This is a genomic window from Ruegeria meonggei, from assembly GCF_900172215.1.
GTDB lineage: Bacteria > Pseudomonadota > Alphaproteobacteria > Rhodobacterales > Rhodobacteraceae > Ruegeria > Ruegeria meonggei.
In genome coordinates, this window is sequence record NZ_FWFP01000008.1 from 147841 (window position 1) to 165532 (window position 17692).

Annotated in this window: 18 protein-coding genes; 5 read left to right on the top strand and 13 right to left on the bottom strand. The window is 57.5% G+C overall.

Annotated elements, in window-relative coordinates; translation table 11 throughout:
- Window positions 1-68: 68 nt before the first annotated feature.
- From RUM8411_RS14475 to RUM8411_RS14500, 6 genes are all read right to left on the bottom strand, one after another.
- Window positions 69-860 (bottom strand): DUF1217 domain-containing protein, encoded by a 792-nt coding sequence (locus RUM8411_RS14475; protein ID WP_085823419.1) that lies wholly within the window; start codon window positions 858-860, stop codon window positions 69-71.
- A complete protein-coding gene (gene flbT / locus RUM8411_RS14480) occupies window positions 857-1258 on the bottom strand; it encodes a flagellar biosynthesis repressor FlbT (protein ID WP_085823420.1) in 402 nt (133 codons plus the stop codon). Before flbT ends, RUM8411_RS14475 begins: the two co-directional genes overlap by 4 nt.
- Entirely contained in the window at window positions 1258-1632 is a 375-nt protein-coding gene (gene flaF, locus RUM8411_RS14485) for a flagellar biosynthesis regulator FlaF (protein WP_085823490.1), read from the bottom strand. Before flaF ends, flbT begins: the two co-directional genes overlap by 1 nt.
- Window positions 1633-1709: 77 nt before the next feature.
- A complete protein-coding gene (locus tag RUM8411_RS14490) occupies window positions 1710-2954 on the bottom strand; it encodes a flagellin N-terminal helical domain-containing protein (protein ID WP_085823421.1) in 1245 nt (414 codons plus the stop codon).
- A gap of 207 nt (window positions 2955-3161) precedes the next feature.
- Window positions 3162-3521, bottom strand: coding sequence for a flagellar biosynthesis protein FlgN (locus RUM8411_RS14495; protein ID WP_085823422.1), 360 nt, complete (start codon window positions 3519-3521; stop codon window positions 3162-3164).
- Entirely contained in the window at window positions 3499-3786 is a 288-nt protein-coding gene (locus tag RUM8411_RS14500) for a rod-binding protein (RefSeq protein WP_143534913.1), read from the bottom strand. Before RUM8411_RS14500 ends, RUM8411_RS14495 begins: the two co-directional genes overlap by 23 nt.
- 111 nt (window positions 3787-3897) lie before the next feature.
- On the opposite strand from RUM8411_RS14500, the gene RUM8411_RS14505 reads away from it, so the two are divergent.
- From RUM8411_RS14505 to RUM8411_RS14515, 3 genes are read left to right on the top strand one after another with little or no spacing between them, the layout of a single operon-like run.
- Window positions 3898-5109, top strand: coding sequence for a flagellar hook-length control protein FliK (locus tag RUM8411_RS14505; protein WP_085823424.1), 1212 nt, complete (start codon window positions 3898-3900; stop codon window positions 5107-5109).
- Between the two features lie 2 nt (window positions 5110-5111).
- Window positions 5112-5777, top strand: coding sequence for a flagellar hook capping FlgD N-terminal domain-containing protein (locus RUM8411_RS14510; RefSeq protein WP_085823425.1), 666 nt, complete (start codon window positions 5112-5114; stop codon window positions 5775-5777).
- A gap of 55 nt (window positions 5778-5832) precedes the next feature.
- On the top strand, window positions 5833-6699 hold the full coding sequence (locus RUM8411_RS14515; protein WP_234995245.1) for an aminoglycoside phosphotransferase family protein: 867 nt from the start codon (window positions 5833-5835) through the stop codon (window positions 6697-6699).
- Window positions 6700-6702: 3 nt separating this feature from the next.
- Here RUM8411_RS14515 and RUM8411_RS14520 read toward each other — a convergent pair whose 3' ends face one another.
- The 5 genes from RUM8411_RS14520 to RUM8411_RS14540 all read right to left on the bottom strand — a co-directional run bounded on the left by RUM8411_RS14520 (window position 6703) and on the right by RUM8411_RS14540 (window position 11988).
- The gene (locus tag RUM8411_RS14520; protein ID WP_085823426.1) at window positions 6703-8004 is read right to left on the bottom strand and encodes an NAD(P)/FAD-dependent oxidoreductase; all 1302 of its coding nucleotides are present in this window, start codon (window positions 8002-8004) and stop codon (window positions 6703-6705) included.
- Window positions 8001-8819, bottom strand: coding sequence for an ABC transporter permease (locus tag RUM8411_RS14525; RefSeq protein ID WP_085823427.1), 819 nt, complete (start codon window positions 8817-8819; stop codon window positions 8001-8003). The genes RUM8411_RS14520 and RUM8411_RS14525 overlap by 4 nt, the downstream gene beginning before the upstream one ends.
- Window positions 8816-9706 (bottom strand): ABC transporter permease subunit, encoded by an 891-nt coding sequence (locus RUM8411_RS14530; RefSeq protein WP_085823428.1) that lies wholly within the window; start codon window positions 9704-9706, stop codon window positions 8816-8818. Before RUM8411_RS14530 ends, RUM8411_RS14525 begins: the two co-directional genes overlap by 4 nt.
- A complete protein-coding gene (locus tag RUM8411_RS14535) occupies window positions 9706-10833 on the bottom strand; it encodes an ABC transporter ATP-binding protein (protein ID WP_085823492.1) in 1128 nt (375 codons plus the stop codon). The genes RUM8411_RS14530 and RUM8411_RS14535 overlap by 1 nt, the downstream gene beginning before the upstream one ends.
- A 69-nt stretch (window positions 10834-10902) precedes the next feature.
- Window positions 10903-11988 (bottom strand): polyamine ABC transporter substrate-binding protein, encoded by a 1086-nt coding sequence (locus RUM8411_RS14540; RefSeq protein ID WP_085823429.1) that lies wholly within the window; start codon window positions 11986-11988, stop codon window positions 10903-10905.
- 140 nt (window positions 11989-12128) lie between these two features.
- Here RUM8411_RS14540 and RUM8411_RS14545 point away from each other — a divergent pair, with 140 nt between their 5' ends.
- Together RUM8411_RS14545 and RUM8411_RS14550 are read left to right on the top strand one after the other, a co-directional pair.
- Window positions 12129-12812, top strand: coding sequence for a GntR family transcriptional regulator (locus tag RUM8411_RS14545; RefSeq protein ID WP_085823430.1), 684 nt, complete (start codon window positions 12129-12131; stop codon window positions 12810-12812).
- 75 nt (window positions 12813-12887) lie between these two features.
- Window positions 12888-14285 carry an aspartate aminotransferase family protein gene (locus RUM8411_RS14550; RefSeq protein ID WP_085823431.1) on the top strand — a complete coding sequence of 466 codons (1398 nt, stop codon included), beginning with the start codon at window positions 12888-12890 and terminating at the stop codon, window positions 14283-14285.
- A 139-nt stretch (window positions 14286-14424) separates the two neighbouring features.
- Here the strand turns inward: RUM8411_RS14550 and RUM8411_RS14555 are convergent, their stop codons facing one another.
- Together RUM8411_RS14555 and RUM8411_RS14560 are read right to left on the bottom strand one after the other, a co-directional pair.
- The gene (locus RUM8411_RS14555) at window positions 14425-16302 is read right to left on the bottom strand and encodes an adenylate/guanylate cyclase domain-containing protein (RefSeq protein ID WP_159453905.1); all 1878 of its coding nucleotides are present in this window, start codon (window positions 16300-16302) and stop codon (window positions 14425-14427) included.
- A gap of 60 nt (window positions 16303-16362) precedes the next feature.
- Window positions 16363-17661, bottom strand: a complete 1299-nt coding sequence (locus tag RUM8411_RS14560) for a lytic murein transglycosylase (protein ID WP_085823433.1) — start codon at window positions 17659-17661, stop codon at window positions 16363-16365.
- Window positions 17662-17692: the final 31 nt, after the last annotated feature.

The window sequence follows — 17692 nt, forward strand, 5'->3', positions numbered from 1 at the left end:
TTCTTCGGACCCCGATACATACCGATAAAAAACCTACGCTCCAAAATGCGCCGGAACCTTGGGCCTTGTTACCCACCCAGCAGGATCAAAGCGGTTTGCGCGGGCGAAATCGCGCTTTGCAATTGGGCAATCTGGCTGCGCGCAAGGAATCGATCTGTCAGCTGTGCAACTGCGGCCTCATCCTTAAACTGTGCCAGATCATCAGAGCCAGTCACACTTGACAGCCGGTCTTTGAAAACCTCTAACTGCCGATCGATATCCAGCCGTCCAAAACTGGATGGAAGTCCAAGCGCAGTTTCCATCATACTTCGCAGCGGCGGCAGTCCCATCAGATCAAACCACTTGGTGTCCGCGCTGCCAGTTTGAGAGGCCAAATCAGACAGGGCATGCTGCGCGTAAAGGGAAATGCGCATCGTCTCATCTGATTCACCAACGGATATTTCGAACCGCGAGACGACATTGTCACGCGCGATCTCTTCCATATTGGTGATCAACCCCGTCTTGCGCACATCCCCCGGTCCCAACCCAAACGCCGCAGAAAACTCACGGTATCTTTTGTCGGACAGACGGTTGGACAGCGCATCATCTGCGTTAGTGCCATCTGACAGCACCTTCTGAATGAAATAGCGGTTGTTTATGTCATCTTCCAAACCAAACGCACCCAATGCCACTTGCAGCAAACGACGATCAGACACCAGATCTTCTGCCGATTGCACCTTTGCGATCTTCTCCAGAAAATACTGCGTCTCCCTTTCGTTGACGGCCGAAGACGCATATCTGTCGAGCTGTGTATCGTAGTTACGCTGCAGAAAGCGCCAGCCGACAATGCCGCCTGTGGGGATGACAGGCTGGAAAGTCATTGCTGATAGGCCATCAATCGCTCTTCTCTGGGCAACAAGGCACGCAGAGATTTCAGACATTTGTAATACTGTTCAGCCAACAAAGCTTCGGTGGCCTCGGACAGCACCCGGTGACTGTCGGCGTCGGTGAACACCCGGCTTAGTTCCTCGACCCGCCGCAGCAGTTGCTGACGGGCCTGGTCCGGCTCCATATCACCTGACAGCACAAGCTGGGCAGCGTAACATACACGCCGCACAGGCGTATTAACTTCGTCAGGATGAATGGCGTCGCGCAGTCGCAGGACGTTCGCTTGTGGCGTCATGATCGAGAACCGGCTGCGGCGGTCCCCGTTTTCCACGACCACGCCATTGATCAATACCCTCTCTTTCGGGGCCAGCTTCAGAACCAGGCCCCCCATCAGCTTGCACCCATCTGTCGCAAGCCACGCAGGACAGCCATATTGATTTCAAGCAAGGGCTCCACCGTTGCCTTGTTACCCAAAATCTGGCTGCTGTGCTGCTCGGTGAATTCAGCCAGATAGAAAATCCGTGCACGCAATTCATTTGGTAACGCGTTGTCTGAATCCGCGACACCGCTGGCCAGAACGGTCCATAGGCGGCGGTTTTCATGCAGTGCCTGTACGAACCCTCCGAAATCGGTCTTTTGCCGGGTGGCCGCGGCTTTGAGTCGGTGCGTGATTTTTGAAATAGCCTCGTACTCGGTGTCGCGCGGGGTGCGCGCGGGGGCTGCGGTCTGAGCGTAGGCCCGATGTGCAAGAGATTGCGGTGTCACTTGAAATCCTTCCAATGGTCCGTCTTCTGGCGGTCAGGATCGGGGCGCGTTTCCGCGCCCCGGTTAGGTTTCGAAACTTAACGGAACAGCGACAGGATCGACTGCGGTGCCTGGTTAGCGATCGACAGAGACTGTGTGGCCAGCTGCTGCTGTACCTGCAGGGCCTGCAGACAGGCCGAGGTCTCTTCCACGTCGGCATCAACCAGCGAGCCAATACCCGACTTGAACGAGTCCGACAGGTTCGAGATGAACTCTTGCTGGGTCTCAATCCGCCCCTGTGCCGAACCAAACGCTGCCGATGCGTCGATGGCGGTGTCGATCAGGCCTTCGATGGTCCCCAGCGCAGCAATTGCTCCGGCACCTGTTGAAACGTTAATCGATGACAGGGCACCAAGTCCGCCAGAACCCGCGTTGGTGAACTGAGCCGACACCGTAACGTCTTGATTTGCATCCGCACCGGCCGCAGCAGTACCCGTTGCAAAGGACAGCGTATTCGGTGCACCGGAAGAATCATAATCGACAGCAACACCCGTAATACCAAGCGCATCCACCTGGTTCTTAAGGCCAACGGCGACAAGTGCGTCAGTGTAGTTCGCGTCATAGGTTCCCGATGGATCAAGATCGCTGCCCTGAATTGTATAGGACACTTCCTGATCGCCAACTCTGATCGAAATACTGTCACCAACTACAAAGTTGGCCGCTGAGCTGTCGATTACGATATCACCAGTACCCGCGGTACGGTCCATGGTGAAACCGGCCACATCGCCATCGGTTGTCACACCATCCGAAGTCGCAAGAACGTCTTTGGCGACGTAACCACCAATGGACAGGTCTTGTCCGGCAACAGCAATCGACGACGCCGTCACGGCACCGGTGTTGTCACGATCCAACGAAGACAGGATCGACGCAGATCCCCCGTTAACCAAGTTGAGCCCGTTGAACTGAGCAGCACCGACAACCGAGTTGATCTGCTCCCGCAAAGCGGTCACATCCGTCTGGATTTTATCGCGGTCAACGTTGTCTTCCTGTGCTGCGACGATCTTTTCCTTCATCTGGGTCAGAAGGTCCGTCACGGTTTCCGACGCGTTTCGCGCCACTGCAACAGTTGACTCACCCAGTGCCAGGCTGTCTTTGATCGCGTTGAAGCCCTTGACGTCAGACTCCATGACTTTGGAGATCGCCCAGACGGCTGAGTTGTCCTTGGCAGTTGCAACGTCCTTACCGGTCGAGATCGCGCTCTGGGTTTGCGCCAGGTTCTTGTTGACTGATTTCAGGGTCTGCAGCGCAACCATTGCGCCATTATTGGTCAGAATGCTGGACATAGCTTTCTTCCTTTTCCGTTCGGGCCCTTTGCGCCCATGCTTTCCCGCACCACATGCGGGCTTTGACATCTTTCTGATCACTGCGACCCGCCGTCGGGCTGTTCGCGCCACCTGCTGTTCAGGTGCCCGACCACCTTTGACGTCGATCTCCTAACGGAGTGCTAAGGTGCCGCGGCCAGAAAATTCGGATTTGATTTAAACCCGTGGCTATGCCCGTTTCTCCAGCTTCTTATTGCCACGCACCGAAAACCCGCTGCGTTGACCGTCCGCGCCATAGGTGCAGAACTCCTGCCGCACACGCCGAAGTTCCGCCATACGACCGGCAACAGCGCGAATCCCTTCGGCCGCACTGTTCAACTGGGCCTGATTTCGTGTGACCTTTTTCTGAAGACGCATCAAATCGTCGCTATCAAAAACCTGCATGTCATTGACCGCACCGATCAGCTTTTCTTTTTCGGGCGCCATTTGGTTCAGCCGATCAAGGTCACCATCGACCAGCGCGGTACGTTCAAGATCCAGCACTTCTTCGAGGGATCTGATCAGGTCAGTTTCGGGTTTGGTCGGCATCGGCTTTCTCCATCAAGGACTGGAACAGGATTTCGGACAGGCCCACACCGCCGGATTTGGCCAGCTGTTGCGCCTGTTGCTGCACAAGGAACGAGGAAAACTGGTCTTCCCCCTCGCCTCCGCCCAAGGACTGGCGCGCCTTGCCCAGCCCTGCGGACTTGAGCATGACTGTCAGAAACGCAGCCTCCAACTCGACGGCTGCGGTCTGCATTCGCTCGGCCGTTGTGGGGGCCTGCGCGGGGGGCGGGGTCGCAGAAATCTTCATCGCTTTCTCCGAAATTTGCATCGAACTTTCTTGATCAAAGGCGAAAGCAGTTAAAATAAATGTAACTTCCTGCAGGCAGGTTTCCGGTCACATAATCGGAGCCGGAGCAAAATGCCCAACCCTCTTTCAGTGATGCTGTCATCGCCCAATGCCACCGCAAAATCCGAGGCGAACACGCAGGAACGCCCCGATTCGCAAGCTGCGGCTTCGTTTCAAACGGTCATGGAGCAAGAGGCCGAACAGCCTTCTGAATTGTTAGAACCGTCAGCGGTTCAGGTCCCGGAACCCGAGGCTGAAGCGGATCTCACGGAAGAAGGTGACGCGGCGGAAATCGCCGTTGCTTCAGAAGATTCCCTGCTGCCAGAGGTGCCGGTTTCAGCGACACCCGCCCAGAATGAGACCGTTGAGAGACGCGTTGAGTCTGCCTTGGTTACGACGCAACCCCCTCAAAAGACCCAGGCTGATGTTGAACCATCACACAAGCGACCTGCCGAAGCGCCTGCCGGGCAGGAAAACCAACCGCAGCTAACTGTCCATTCCGCCTTTCAGATACTTGGGCAGGGACATGCACATCCAAGAGCGATGCAGTCCGCAGCACCCCGACCAAAAGACGGATCTGCGGTGTCGATCAGTCCTGAAACGCGCCCGCAAGGTGTGCCCGATTTGGGCACCTCCTTTGACCCGGATCGCGACTCGCCCCGCATCCAAACCTCCGCAGGTGTCACGCCAAAACAGCCGACCGCGCAGGATCGCGCGCCGACCTTTGTTCAGATGCAGTTGCTGGCGACGGAAAAGACCGCATCCCAGACAGACGCCTCGTCGTTACGCGAGGTTGAAGACGTTCAGCCAATGCGCGACTCGCAGTTGTTTTCGCCGACCCGCGACGCCGGGCCAACCGTACAAGCCATGACGGCAACGGCCCGGGCGGAAGTCGCGCGTGCGATCGCGGGACAAATGGCAACGGCCATCACTGCGCGTCCCCACTCTGGCGCCATCGAAATCGCGCTGAATCCAGAGGAGCTGGGGCGTGTTTCAATCGTTCTGAACGGGCGCGACGACGGGCTGCATCTGGCAATTGCGGCAGAGCGTCCGGAAACCCTTGAAATGATGCGGCGGCACCTGTCGGTCCTTGAGGCCGAGTTCCGCAATCTTGGTCTGGGGGACCTGTCCTTTGATCTGGGCACGTCGTCCGATGCCCAGCATGACGGATCACCGAGCGAAGACACCACAGCGTTTTCCGCCCCACCCCCGGAAAACAGAGCCGAAGACGGCCCGACCCTGGCCCGCATGGGGGCTGACGGGCGTATCGATATAAGGATGTGAGTATGATTACCCCAACGCAACAAACAACCCAGACCAATACGCCGACCGCATCAGCAGCGCAGTCAAAGACTTCGGGCCTGGCTTCGGACTTTGAGACATTTCTGCTGATGTTGACGGCACAAGCACGTAATCAGGACCCGCTCGAACCGCTGGATTCCTCGGAATATGCGTCGCAACTGGCGCAGTTCTCGATGGTAGAACAGCAGGTTCAGACCAATGATCTACTGTCCGATCTGGCCCTGTCTTTGGGCAGTGTGAATCTTGAGGAACTGGCCAGCTGGGTCGGCATGGATGTACGGGCCGCAGCCGCGTTTCAATTTGATGGCGCTCCCGAAACATTGTTCGCTCAGGCCGAGCCCGCAGCGACAAGCGCCGTTATGGTTATCCGCGACAGCGACGGGACGGTGATCGACCGGATCACGGCTCCCACCAATGAAACCGAGTTTGTCTGGGCAGGCACGGCAAGTGATGGCAGCCCGTTGCCAGACGGCACTTACGCGGCCACATTGGAAAGCTATGACGGCGACGAGCTGCTGTCAGAACAGCTGGCAGCTACCTATCATCAGGTTGTCGAGGCTCAGGTCGGAGAAGATGCGGTGCTGTTGACACTCGACAGTGGTCAGATTGTACCGGCAGGAACAGTGACGGCGGTTCGAACCGGAACTTGATCTGCTGGGCGGGACAGGCCAAACCTGTGCAACCTGCGACTCGATTGCTCTACCGGTGACCCCTCTGCCTGACTCCATCGCCCCACCTTTGGATCTTGTTGACGACCTGCGCGGCCAAGGCCTTGTCGCAGCCAGGGCGCAGTTTCAAACCCTGTATGGTGGGCGTACCAATCAGGTCTGGAAAGTGATCGGGGAAGATGGCGGCAAGGTTCTGAAACTTTATCGCGCCGGAATCCACAATCCGTTGTTTCGCAACGATGCCACACTGGAAGCCCAGTGCCTGAGGGCGTTGGACCACACCGGATTTGTTCCCCGCCTGCGCGCCACCGGCCGGCATAAATTGGGCCAATGGGTGTTTTACGACCATGCGCCGGGTTCACCCTGGCGGGACGGGTCTGCCCTTGCCGCTGTGCTGCTGCAAACCTTCCATCGGCTCAACCTGCCTATTGAGGCACCAAAGGGCTGCAACGGCAGCACGGATCTGCAGCGACACGGTCAGCGTATTCTTGATGGCTGCACATCCCCTGCGCGCCAGCGTCTGGAGGAATTGCGCCCCACTGAACAGGTTGCCCCAACCCTCCATACCTGCCTCATCCATGGTGACCCGGTGGCCGGTAACATTCTGGTCGCGCAGTCGGGGCTGACCCTGATTGACTGGCAATGCCCGATGCAGGGCGATCCGACAGAGGACTTGGCGCTGTTCTTGTCCCCTGCCATGCAGCATGTCTATCGCGGTGCGGCTTTGCGTCGGGAAGAAGAGGATCAGTTTCTGGCCGCCTATGACAACGCCCATACAGTCGAACGCTTCAAAGCGCTGCGCCGCTGGTATGCGTGGCGAATGGCAGCGTATTGCTTGTGGCGGGTCGAAAACGGCGCCGCGGATTATGCCGCAGGTTTGGAACTGGAAATCGCCACTCTTTAATCTCTACAAATCCCAGAGCCCCATGACTGCATAGGCCGGTGGCATCAACACACGCCGCCAGAGCCCAAGTGGAAATCGGCCCGGTGCGCGCGCAATCGGTTCCGGAAGTTCGGCATCCTTCCCCAGAGCCAACCGGGCCAATGCCCGCCCGCAATAGGTTCCCATCGCCACCCCGTTTCCGTGATAAGCAAAGCCAGCATACAGGCCCGCCCGACCCGCGACGGGCCCGGCAAATGGCACCAAATCCCGCGACAGACACACCATTCCGGACCACATATGGGTCACGTCGACATCTGCCCAGGCCGGAAACATCCGCGCAAAGTCTTTGTGCACCTTGCGACGAATCGCAACCTCGGCCCCCGAAGACGAGCGCAGCCCGCCGCGCATGCCGAACAAAAACCGCCGGTCAGGCATCAGACGGAAATAATGCAGAAGGTTGCGGGTGTCGTAAGACATCTGGTCGGTGGTCCAACCTTGGGCCAATAGCTCGGCCTGCGACAAAGGGCGCGTAACCAGCACTGTGGATTGCGCGGGCATATAGCGGCCAGCCATCCAGGGCGGCACATCCTCGCTGGAATAGCCGTTGGTGCAGACCAGCACGTTAGCCGCTGTAACGCGGCCCGACACCGTCTGAACAGCATACCCGGATTGACCATGTATGATCCCCTGAACAGCACTGTTCTGAAACAGCTGCGCACCATGAGATTGGGCGGCCTGCGCCAACCCGAACAGATATTTTCTGGGATTCAGACCAAAGCCGACGGGATTGGTGTACCCGCCATGAAACCCGCCACTGAAACCCGATCCCGGTAGGTCGCCTGGTTCATGCAATATGCCCGACGTATCAGCGTCCCGACGCAACTTTTCCATCGCGCGCGGCGTGTGAGCCAGCTGAGTTTCGCCTTTCGAATGTACATCCGCATCGATTTGGTGCGTGGCGAGAATATCCGCGACAAGATGAACCGCGTCCGCTTCGGCCTGGGCATAGTGTTGTGCGGCAACGACCCCGTATCGGCGCGTCATGGCCTTGTGGCTCAGCTTTGAACCGCCAAGGCAGCAGAATCCGCCATTGCGCCCAGAGGCCCCCCATCCAGGTGTTTCAGCCTCAAACACAGCGACCGACGACCCGGCCCGAGCCAGATGCAACGCGGCGGACAGGCCGGTGAATCCACCACCGACAATTGCAACGTCAACACGTTGATCGCCCTGATGAACCGGCCAGACCGGGCGGCCAATTGTATCGTCCCACCAGCACCCGTCGCGTGGGCCGGGGCCATAGGTATAGTGCGGGTACAGCCGTTTCATTCAGCGCGCGCGGCGGCCATTTCGTCCTGCTTTTGCCGCACCATCGCACGTTTCGTGACCAGTGACGCGGTAATGACCCCCACTGTCACAACCGCAATCATAAGCGTGGACAGCGCGTTGATCTCGGGGCTAACCCCCAAACGCACCGCTGAAAAGATCTTGATTGGCAAGGTCGTGGCCGAGGGGCCCGACGTGAACGACGCAATCACCAGATCGTCCAGTGACAAGGTAAAGGCCAGCAACCAGCCCGAGATCACCGCAGGCGCAATGATCGGCAGGGTAACCAGACGAAAGGCCTGTGCCGCCGTGCATCCAAGATCTAGCGCGGCCTCTTCCAAGGACTGATCAAACGTAATCAGCCGCGAGGATACGACAACCGAGACGAAGCACATCGAAAAGGTCGTATGCGCCAGAACGATGGTCAAAATGCCCCGATCCAGCCCGATCCCGATAAAGAGCAGCAGCAAGGACAGGCCGGTGATCACTTCGGGCATCACCAGCGGCGCGTAGATCATGCCGGAAAACAGGGTGCGTCCAAAGAACCGCCCCCCGCGCACCAGAACATACGCCGCCGCTGTGCCGAGAATGGTCGCCAGCGTTGACGAGAACACCGCAACCCGAACAGTGACCCAGGCCGCATCCAGAAAGGCCTGGTTCTGCAGCAACTCACCATACCATTTAGTCGAGAACCCGGCCCAGACCGTGACCAGCTTGCTTTCGTTAAAGCTGAAGATGATCAAAATGATCATCGGGATGTAAAGAAACGCAAACCCCAGTGTCAGCGAAACCGTGTTGAACCAGCTCATCCTGTTCATTGCTCGGCCTCCGCCTGTTTTTGCTGATTGCGCTGGAACAACACGATCGGGACCACAAGGATCAGCAGCAGAACCACCGCCACGGCGCTGGCCACCGGCCAGTCGCGGTTCGAGAAGAACTCCTCCCACAGCACCTTGCCGATCATCAGCGTACCGGATCCGCCCAAAAGCGATGGGATCACGAACTCTCCAATAACCGGGATCATCACAAGAAAGCACCCTGCAATGATGCCGGGGCGTGACAGCGGGATGGTCACCAACCAGAACGCCTGAACCCGCGAACAGCCCAGGTCCTCGGCCGCTTCGATCAGGGATTCGTCCATACGCTCCAGCGCCGAATAGATCGGCAGGATCATGAAGGGCAGATAGGTGTAGACGATGCCGATATAGACCGCCGTATTGGTGTTCAGAATGGTCAGCGGGGTCGAGATGATGCCCGTCCACAGCAGAATCTGGTTCAGATACCCTTCATTCGACAGGATACCCATCCACGCATAAACCCGGATCAGAAACGAGGTCCAGAAGGGCAGAATTACCAGCATCATCAGTGTCGGTCGCCATTCCGTAGGCGCGCGCGCCATGCCATAGGCGATGGGATATCCGACAATCAGCGTCAGAACGGTAGAGATCAGCGCGATCTTGACGCTGGACAGGTAGGCTTTCCAATAGAGGTCGTCCTCGGTCAGCCAGACAAAGTTCTCAAAGTCGAGCTGGCTGAAAAAGTCTCGGATCCCGGCCCAGCCCTGCGACAAATCCAGCGTCGGCGTATAGGGTGGGATGGCCAGCTCGATATCCGACAGCGAGATTTTCAGGACAATGAAAAACGGCACCAGAAACAGCGCCAGCAGCCAGACATAGGGAATGGCAATCAGAAGAGCGCGGCGCATCAGTCTGCCAGCAAAACCGCGGCCGTTGCTGTCCAGGACAGCCAGACCGGGTCTTCCCATGTGAACGACCGGCGCGAGATACGGCGGGTATTGGCCGTCTGCGCCTTCATGATCGTGCCGTTTGCCAGTTCAACATAATAGGTCGACAGATTGCCCAGATAGGCAATGTCATGCACCTTTCCCTGAACGGCGTTGATCGCCTCTGACGGGCGTTCGGCGGAAATCGTCACCTTTTCGGGACGGATTGCCAAATGGCAGGATTGCCCATTCGAAACCCCGCTTGCGGAAGACGCCGTCAATGGCGTCTGCCCTTCGGCCCAATCGATCTGGTAGGTTTCATCGCCGTTTGCCGTCGCCCGGCCGGCGATAATATTCACATCACCGATAAAGTCGGCCACATAGACGGAGTTGGGGTTCTCATAGATTTTGTCTGGCGTCGCCACCTGCATCAGCTTGCCCTGATCCATGACCGCGACACGGCTGGCGACGGTCATGGCCTCTTCCTGATCGTGGGTGACAATCACAAAGGTGGTGCCGGTTTTCTCTTGGATATCCATCAGTTCAAACTGCGTATCCTGCCGCAGTTTTTTGTCCAAAGCTCCCAAAGGTTCATCTAGCAACAGCAGCTTTGGTGCTTTGGCCAGGGATCGCGCCAAGGCAACCCGCTGTCGCTGTCCGCCTGATATCTGATGCGGCTTGCGGCGGGCGAATTGCTCCAGCCGGGTCAGGCGCAGCATCTCTTCGACCCGCTCTTCAAGGTCATGTTTGGGCATGTTGTCCCGGCGCAGGCCGAAAGCGATGTTTTCCCAGATGCTGAGGTGAGGGAACAGGGCGTAGGACTGGAACATCATGTTCACCGCCCGTTTGTTCGGCGGGATCGGATCGATGTCCTGACCACCCAACAGAATATGCCCTTCGCTGGGTTTTTCAAACCCGGCCAGCATCCGCATCATGGTCGTCTTGCCGCAGCCCGAAGGCCCCAGCAAGGCAAAGAATTCCTGCTCGAAAATATCCAAGGACAGGTTGTCGATGGCCGTAAACTCACCAAACCGTTTGGTGACATTCTGGAACTGGATCAAGGGTTTCGCCTGTGGATCTTCCCACGGCGCAAAGACGGTAGAGTTCAAAACGGCCCCCGTTCGACGGACTGGAAAAAGGGGCAAGGCGGGCACGCCGCCTTGCGCAGATACATCGGATCAGGTGCCCGATTTGATCTTGGTCCACAGGCGGGTCACGGTCCGCTGCGTTTTCGCTGGATAGGGCGTCGTGATGTACAGGTTCTGCATGGTCGCATCGTCCGGATAAATTGCCGGATCACCGATCACATCCTCTGCAAGGAACTCTTGCGCGGCTTTGTTGCCGTTGGCGTAGTACACATAGTTCGACGCAGCCGCCATATTGCTGGCATCAAGGATGAAATTCAGGAACTTATGCGCGCCTTCCGGGTTCGGCGCATCCACCGGAATCGCCATTTGATCGAACCACATCAATGAACCTTCGGCAAAGGGGTGGTATTCGATTTCCACACCGTTGTCGGCCTCAGCCGCACGGTCGCGCGCCTGCAGGATGTCACCTGACCAACCGACGGCCACACAGATGTCTCCATTGGCCAGCGCGTTGATGTACTCTGAGCTATGGAACTTTTGGATATGCGGGCGGACACTGGCCAGAACCTCTTCGGTCTTGGCAATAACGTCTGTGTCGTGGCTGTCCGGGTCCTCACCCATAAACTGTAGCACCATCGGGATGATTTCGGCCGGTGCATCCAGGAAATGCACGCCACAAGCAGCCAGCTTTTCCATATTCTCGGGCTTCAGAACCAAATCCATACTGTTCAGAGTAACATCATCACCCAGGGCTTCTTTGACCTTAGCGACATTTACACCGATGCCAGTGGTGCCCCACATGTAGTTGATCGAGTAAGCATTGTTGGGATCATACCCCGCAGTCCGTTCCTGAATAACGTCCCAGAGATTGCCATTGTTCGCCAGTTTGGCCGCATCCAGTTCCTGAAACGCACCGGCCTGAATCTGCCGTTGAAGGAATGTGCCGGACGGCACCACAACGTCATAGCCCGAACCGCCGGCGAGCATCTTGGTCTCCAGCACCTCGTTGCTGTCGAACACGTCATAGATAAGTTCCAGACCGGTTTCTTCTTCGAATTTGGTCAAAAGGTCTTCGTCGATATAGTCGGACCAGTTGTAAACGCGCACTTCGTCGGCAAAGGCTGCCGACGCCCCTAGTGCGATGACCGCTGTCATGGTCAGCGTTTTGATTGTCATTTTTATCTCCCTGCAAGTGTACGGGTATTTTCCCGTTTTTTTGGATTTGATCAAGTTTTGCGTTTTCCATCGATCTTTCGTATGGTTTCACGGGGTCAGGCACCTGGCAAGGAAACAACAGTGGAATCAGGGCAAACCAATTGGATTTGATCAAAAATAAGTCATCGGACACAAAGGCTGAGGCGGAAAAACGTCCCGCTCACGAGCAGGTCTATCACACTCTCAAATCAAAGATCATGTACGGGGAACTGGTGCCCGGACAGCCCGTTACCATCCAAGGGTTGACTGATTCGCTGGGTGTCGGAATGACCCCGGTGCGCGAAGCAATCCGGCGCCTGATATCCGACGGCGCGCTGGTGTTTCAGGGAAACCGCAGGGTCAGCGTTCCGCTATTGTCCGGCAGGGATGTTGAACAGATGATTTTTGCTAGAATCTCAATAGAATCAGAACTTTCCAGACGCGCGGCGACGAATATGAACACCGAGGATATCGACCGTCTTGAACATATCGATCAGCGGCTGGACCGAATGATCACCGAAGGGGATGTCGGCGGCTATCTGCATCTCAACCACAAGTTTCACGAAATGCTGTATTCCCACGCGGATGCTCTGATTCTCAGCGATCTGGCCGAGCGTCTGTGGCTGAGGTTCGGCCCGTCGTTGCGCGTTGTATGCGGCCGGTTTGGCACGCAAAGCCTGCCGGATCGTCACAAGGACATTATCACCGCTCTGCGCGCCCAGGACGCCGAGAAGGTGGCAAAAGCCACCGCTCAGGACATTGCGCAAGGGATGGAACTGATGATGGACGCGCTGGTCAGCGGTTAGAATCGCCCGATTCGATTGACAGGGAAAAATTTGATCATATTGTGATTGGCAAACGCCCATGCAGGAGATTCTCCGATGTCCACCATCACAAATCACATGCCGACAGCCGAATTGCAGGCGCTTGATGCGGCGCATCACATGCACCCGTTCTCTGCCAATGGACCGCTTGGAAAAGAAGGCGCACGCGTTATCACCCGCGCCAAGGGCGTGTACCTGACAGACAGCGAGGGCGAAGAGATTCTGGACGCCATGGCAGGCCTGTGGTGCGTCAATATCGGTTACGGCCGCGATGAACTGGCCGACGCTGCTGCCCGTCAGATGCGCGAGCTGCCCTATTACAACACGTTCTTCAAAACGACCCATGTGCCCGCCATTGCTCTGGCCGCGAAACTGGCCGAGCTGGCACCGGGCGATCTGAACCATGTGTTCTTTGCCGCTGGCGGCTCCGAGGCCAACGACACCAATATCCGCCTTGTGCGCACCTATTGGGCCGAAAAGGGCCATGCCGACAAGAACATCATCATCAGCCGAAAAAACGCCTATCACGGGTCCTCGGTGGGGTCTGCCTCACTGGGGGGGATGGTCGGCATGCATGCGCAGGGCGGCATTCCGATCCCGAATATCCATCACATCAACCAGCCGAACTGGTGGGCCGAGGGGGGGGACATGACCCCCGAAGAATTCGGCCTGGCCCGCGCGCGTGAACTGGAAGAGGCCATTCAAGAGCTGGGCGAAGACCGGGTCGCGGCCTTCATCGCAGAACCGGTGCAGGGCGCGGGCGGTGTGATTGTCGCGCCCGAAACCTACTGGCCCGAGATTCAGCGAATTTGCGACAAATACGATATTCTGCTGATTGCGGACGAAGTGATCTGCGGCTTTGGCCGCACCGGCAATTGGTTCGGTTCGCAAACGGTGGGCATCCGCCCGGATATCATGACCATAGCCAAGGGTCTGAGCTCGGGCTATGCACCCATCGGTGGGTCGATCGTCAATGACGAGATCGCCGAGGTGATCGGCAACACCGAGTTCAACCACGGCTACACCTATTCCGGCCACCCGGTTGCAGCTGCGGTGGCGCTTGAGAACCTGCGCATTCTCGAAGAGGAAAAAATCGTCGAACACGTCCGCGATGTGGCCGCGCCCTACCTGAAACAAAAGTGGGAAGCGCTAGCTGACCACCCTCTGGTCGGTGAGGCCAAGATCGTCGGTATGATGGCCTCGATTGCACTGACCCCGGACAAGGCAAGCCGCGCCAAATTCGCGTCCGAGCCGGGCACAATCGGCTATATCTGCCGTGATCGGTGTTTCGGCAACAACCTGATCATGCGCCATGTGGGCGACCGGTTGATCATCTCACCCCCGCTGGTCCTGACGCTTTCGGACATTGATGAGATGTTCGAGCGTATCCTCAAATCTCTGGATGAGGCGCAGGCTGATATCATCGAACAGGGTTTGATGAAGGCAGCATCCTAGGGCTGTGTCCGATACCAAGTTTCTCAGGGGCGGCTTGAAAAGGCAGCCCCTTTTTGCGCGCTAACGCTTCGACCTGAAACTTATCCGGCAGCGGTCTGCCCACCGCTGCGGCACTCGCTTTACGAAACCGGGATTGCGTTCATTCCTTAACCTCCGGCACGCCCAATTCCCGCAAGTCTTCCACCCATCGGGCCAGATATGCCTCGCTTTTGAACGGCGCTTGTCGAGCTTCTTGAATGGTGAAATCGGGATTGGCCGTCAAAAACGCATCAATGACTGTTTGGGCCTCATCGCTGAGCCCAAGGCGCAACAAGACCGGCGCATAAGTGCGCTTCAACCCGTCCGGGATTTCGGCCATCTGTTCGATGGACGCTTTGGCCTCTTGATAATCCCCGGCGAAGTACTGCGCCCAGCCCAGGTTCCAAAGATACCAGTCCTGATGATGCGGGTTCAGGCGGATCGCCAGTTTCATGCGCTCAACAGCTTCGGGCGCGTTGCCGCCATAGACCACGGGGTCGATGGAATCCGCCAGCACAGACGCCGAGTTCGGGTTGAGAGAAATCGCTTTGTCATACAAAGCCGCCGCGCTCTCCAGGTTGCCGCTTTGGGTCGTTGCGTTGGCCAAAGCCCAATGGCCCTTGAAATTGAACGGCTCCAGTTCAATGGCTTTCCGAGCCATCTTAAACGCGCGTTCAAGAGATGCCTCGCGCGTCAGGGTGTTTGCCCACCCCCAGCGATACCCATTTATGTGCGCCCAGGCGTTTTCCACATAGGCACCTGCATAGTTTGGGTCGAGCTCGATTGCCTTCGCGCTCAGCTCTTCGGCCCGGATATTGCCGTCCTTGGTAAAGGTAAACCATTCCTCCTGCGCGCGCTTGCGCAACTCATATGCGCCAAGGCTTTCGGTTGGCTGATGTTTCAAACGGTTATATTCAGCCAGGTCGATATTCGTCGACAAAAGCGATGCCACAGTGCGCGTAATCTCATCCTGGACCGAAAAAATGTCCTGCAGGTCGCGGTCATAGCTGTCGGCCCAGATATTCTGACCGGTTGTCGCGTCGATCAGCTGGGACGTCACACGCAGGCGATCCCCCGCAATCTGTACGCCGCCTTCAACGATGTAGCGGACGCCCAGTTCCTGTGACACATGCTGGATGTCTGCCGGATTGTCCTTGTACGAAAACGTCGAATTGCGTGCGACAACAAAAAAGTCAGAGAACCGGGACAACGCCGTCAAGATGTTTTCGCTCAGCCCGTCGCTGAGGTAATCCTGGCTGGGATCGTTGTTGAGATTGTCAAACGCCATGACCGCGATAGAGGGTTTGCCCGAGATCGGCGCAGCCAGTTCCCCAGAGGCACTAGATTGCGTCGAAGACCACGGTTGCCACCAAGCGGCGATACTCAAGATCAGGGCAAAAATAATGCTGGCCCCGATGACCAGCCGACCTTTGCCAGGCTTTTCCGCAATGGGCGCAATGGAGGACACGATGGCTGTGGCTTTGTCATCCATGATCAGGCTGAACACGTGCACAGGCTCGGTGATGTTTTTCACCCTATGCATCCCTGTGTCTTTGAAGGTCAGATCAAGCTTGGCCTTCACCTGCTCAAAAACACTGGCTGACATGAAGATGCCATCGGGCTCGGCCAGGCTTTCGATCCGTGCCGCGACATTGACGCCATCACCGTGAATATCGCCTTGATCCACGACGATGTCGCCGACATTGAGGCCGATTCGGTATCGCACCCGGTCATCTTGCGGCACGTCCATGTTGTCAGCCACAACATAGTGCTGCATCGTCACGGCACAGCGCACGGCCTCGACCGCGCTGGCGAACTCGATCAGCAAGCCGTCGCCCATCAGTTTCACGATGCGTCCATTTCGAGCGGTCAGAACGGGTTCGAAGAACCGTTCTCGATGGGCTTTGACCGTCGCCAGAACGCCTGTCTCGTCGTTGCGAATCAGGCGGCTGTAGCCGACGACATCGGCAGCAAGTATCGCAGCGAGACGTCTTTCCAATCGCTTACCTCCCAGAACAGCCATCACGCTAAACAGAAAGTCGCAGCGAAACCAGACGCCTTACCGCAACCGCTCCAACAGATTCAGACTGGCATAGCCGTCAGGCAGCAAACCCTGCGCCAACTGATACGCCCGCACGGCGTTGATCGTGTTTGGACCAATGCGCCCATCAATGCTCTGCGTGTCGAACCCGATTTGGGTCAGGCGGGTTTGCAGTTCCTTGCGTTCCGTAAAGCTCAGCACCCTGTCGCCGCGCGGCCAGTCGGCCTGAAACGGGGTATGTCCGGCCAGACGGTCAGACAGGTGGCCGATACCAATTACATAGGCATCAGCGCCATTATATGCCTCAATCACCTTGAAATTATCAAAGATCATCAGTGCCACGCCCTGACCACCTGCAGGCAACAGGATCGCGGCCTGCCCGTGGTCGGGCACAGACCGGCCATCCGGTGTCACCACACCGCGCGCGGCCCATTCTGATGGGGTCAGCGTGTAGTCCCGTTTGGCCGTGGCATAGTCGAACCCCTCGGGCAGGCGCACTTCGACACCCCATGGCTGCCCTTTGGTCCAGCCGTGTCGCGCCAGATAGGCGGCAGCCGATGCCAACGCGTCGGTCGGGTTCTCCGACCAGATGTCGCGTCGCCCGTCGCCGTCGAAATCAACCGCGTGGTCCAGATATGAGGTCGGCATGAACTGCGTGTGCCCCATTGCGCCGGCCCAGCTGCCAACCATGTTGGTGGGACTAACATCCCCGGCCTGAACGATCTGCAACGCAGCCACCAGCTGTGTCTCAAAAAACTGTGCCCGGCGCGCATCAAAAGCCAACGTGGCCAGTGACTGTATGGTCTGATCGCTGCCCCGAAAAGTTCCGAACGAGGTCTCAAGACCCCAGATCGCAGCCACCACCTCTTTTTCAACGCCATACTGCGCTTCAATCCGGGTCAGAGTCGTCTGATACTGTTCCAACCCGGCGCGACCATTGGCAATCCTTGCATCCGAAACAGCGGTGTCCAGATACTCCCAGATCGGTTTTGAGAATTCAGCCTGGTTGCGATCCCGCGCGATGATCTTCTTGTCATAGGTCAGTCCCGCCAGCGACCGGTCCAGAGTGGACGTAGAAATGCCCTGCGCCCGGACCCTTTCACGAAACGCCCCCAACCACGCCTGAAACCGCGCGTTTCCTTCGGTAGACACCCGGTACTCCTTAAATTGCGGCCGCACCACCGGCCGGATAGACACCGCAACACCGGCCGAGGCCAGTTGAATGGACCCCAGCCCATCCGGGGTTTCAAGGGATTCCGCCTGTACAACGGATGCCCATAGTGCTGCGGTCATAACGCCGCTTATGCATCTATGCATTCCGAATTTTCCTGATCACTGCTCAATCACA

Coding starts and splice junctions, on each gene's coding strand:
- RUM8411_RS14475 (WP_085823419.1), bottom strand. CDS start 860: ATGACTTTCCAGCCTGTCATCCCCACAGGCGGCATTGTCGGCTGGCGC.
- flbT (WP_085823420.1), bottom strand. CDS start 1,258: ATGGGGGGCCTGGTTCTGAAGCTGGCCCCGAAAGAGAGGGTATTGATC.
- RUM8411_RS14490 (WP_085823421.1), bottom strand. CDS start 2,954: ATGTCCAGCATTCTGACCAATAATGGCGCAATGGTTGCGCTGCAGACC.
- RUM8411_RS14495 (WP_085823422.1), bottom strand. CDS start 3,521: ATGCCGACCAAACCCGAAACTGACCTGATCAGATCCCTCGAAGAAGTG.
- RUM8411_RS14500 (WP_143534913.1), bottom strand. CDS start 3,786: ATGAAGATTTCTGCGACCCCGCCCCCCGCGCAGGCCCCCACAACGGCC.
- RUM8411_RS14505 (WP_085823424.1), top strand. CDS start 3,898: ATGCCCAACCCTCTTTCAGTGATGCTGTCATCGCCCAATGCCACCGCA.
- RUM8411_RS14510 (WP_085823425.1), top strand. CDS start 5,112: ATGATTACCCCAACGCAACAAACAACCCAGACCAATACGCCGACCGCA.
- RUM8411_RS14520 (WP_085823426.1), bottom strand. CDS start 8,004: ATGAAACGGCTGTACCCGCACTATACCTATGGCCCCGGCCCACGCGAC.
- RUM8411_RS14525 (WP_085823427.1), bottom strand. CDS start 8,819: ATGAACAGGATGAGCTGGTTCAACACGGTTTCGCTGACACTGGGGTTT.
- RUM8411_RS14530 (WP_085823428.1), bottom strand. CDS start 9,706: ATGCGCCGCGCTCTTCTGATTGCCATTCCCTATGTCTGGCTGCTGGCG.
- RUM8411_RS14540 (WP_085823429.1), bottom strand. CDS start 11,988: ATGACAATCAAAACGCTGACCATGACAGCGGTCATCGCACTAGGGGCG.
- RUM8411_RS14550 (WP_085823431.1), top strand. CDS start 12,888: ATGTCCACCATCACAAATCACATGCCGACAGCCGAATTGCAGGCGCTT.
- RUM8411_RS14560 (WP_085823433.1), bottom strand. CDS start 17,661: ATGCATAGATGCATAAGCGGCGTTATGACCGCAGCACTATGGGCATCC.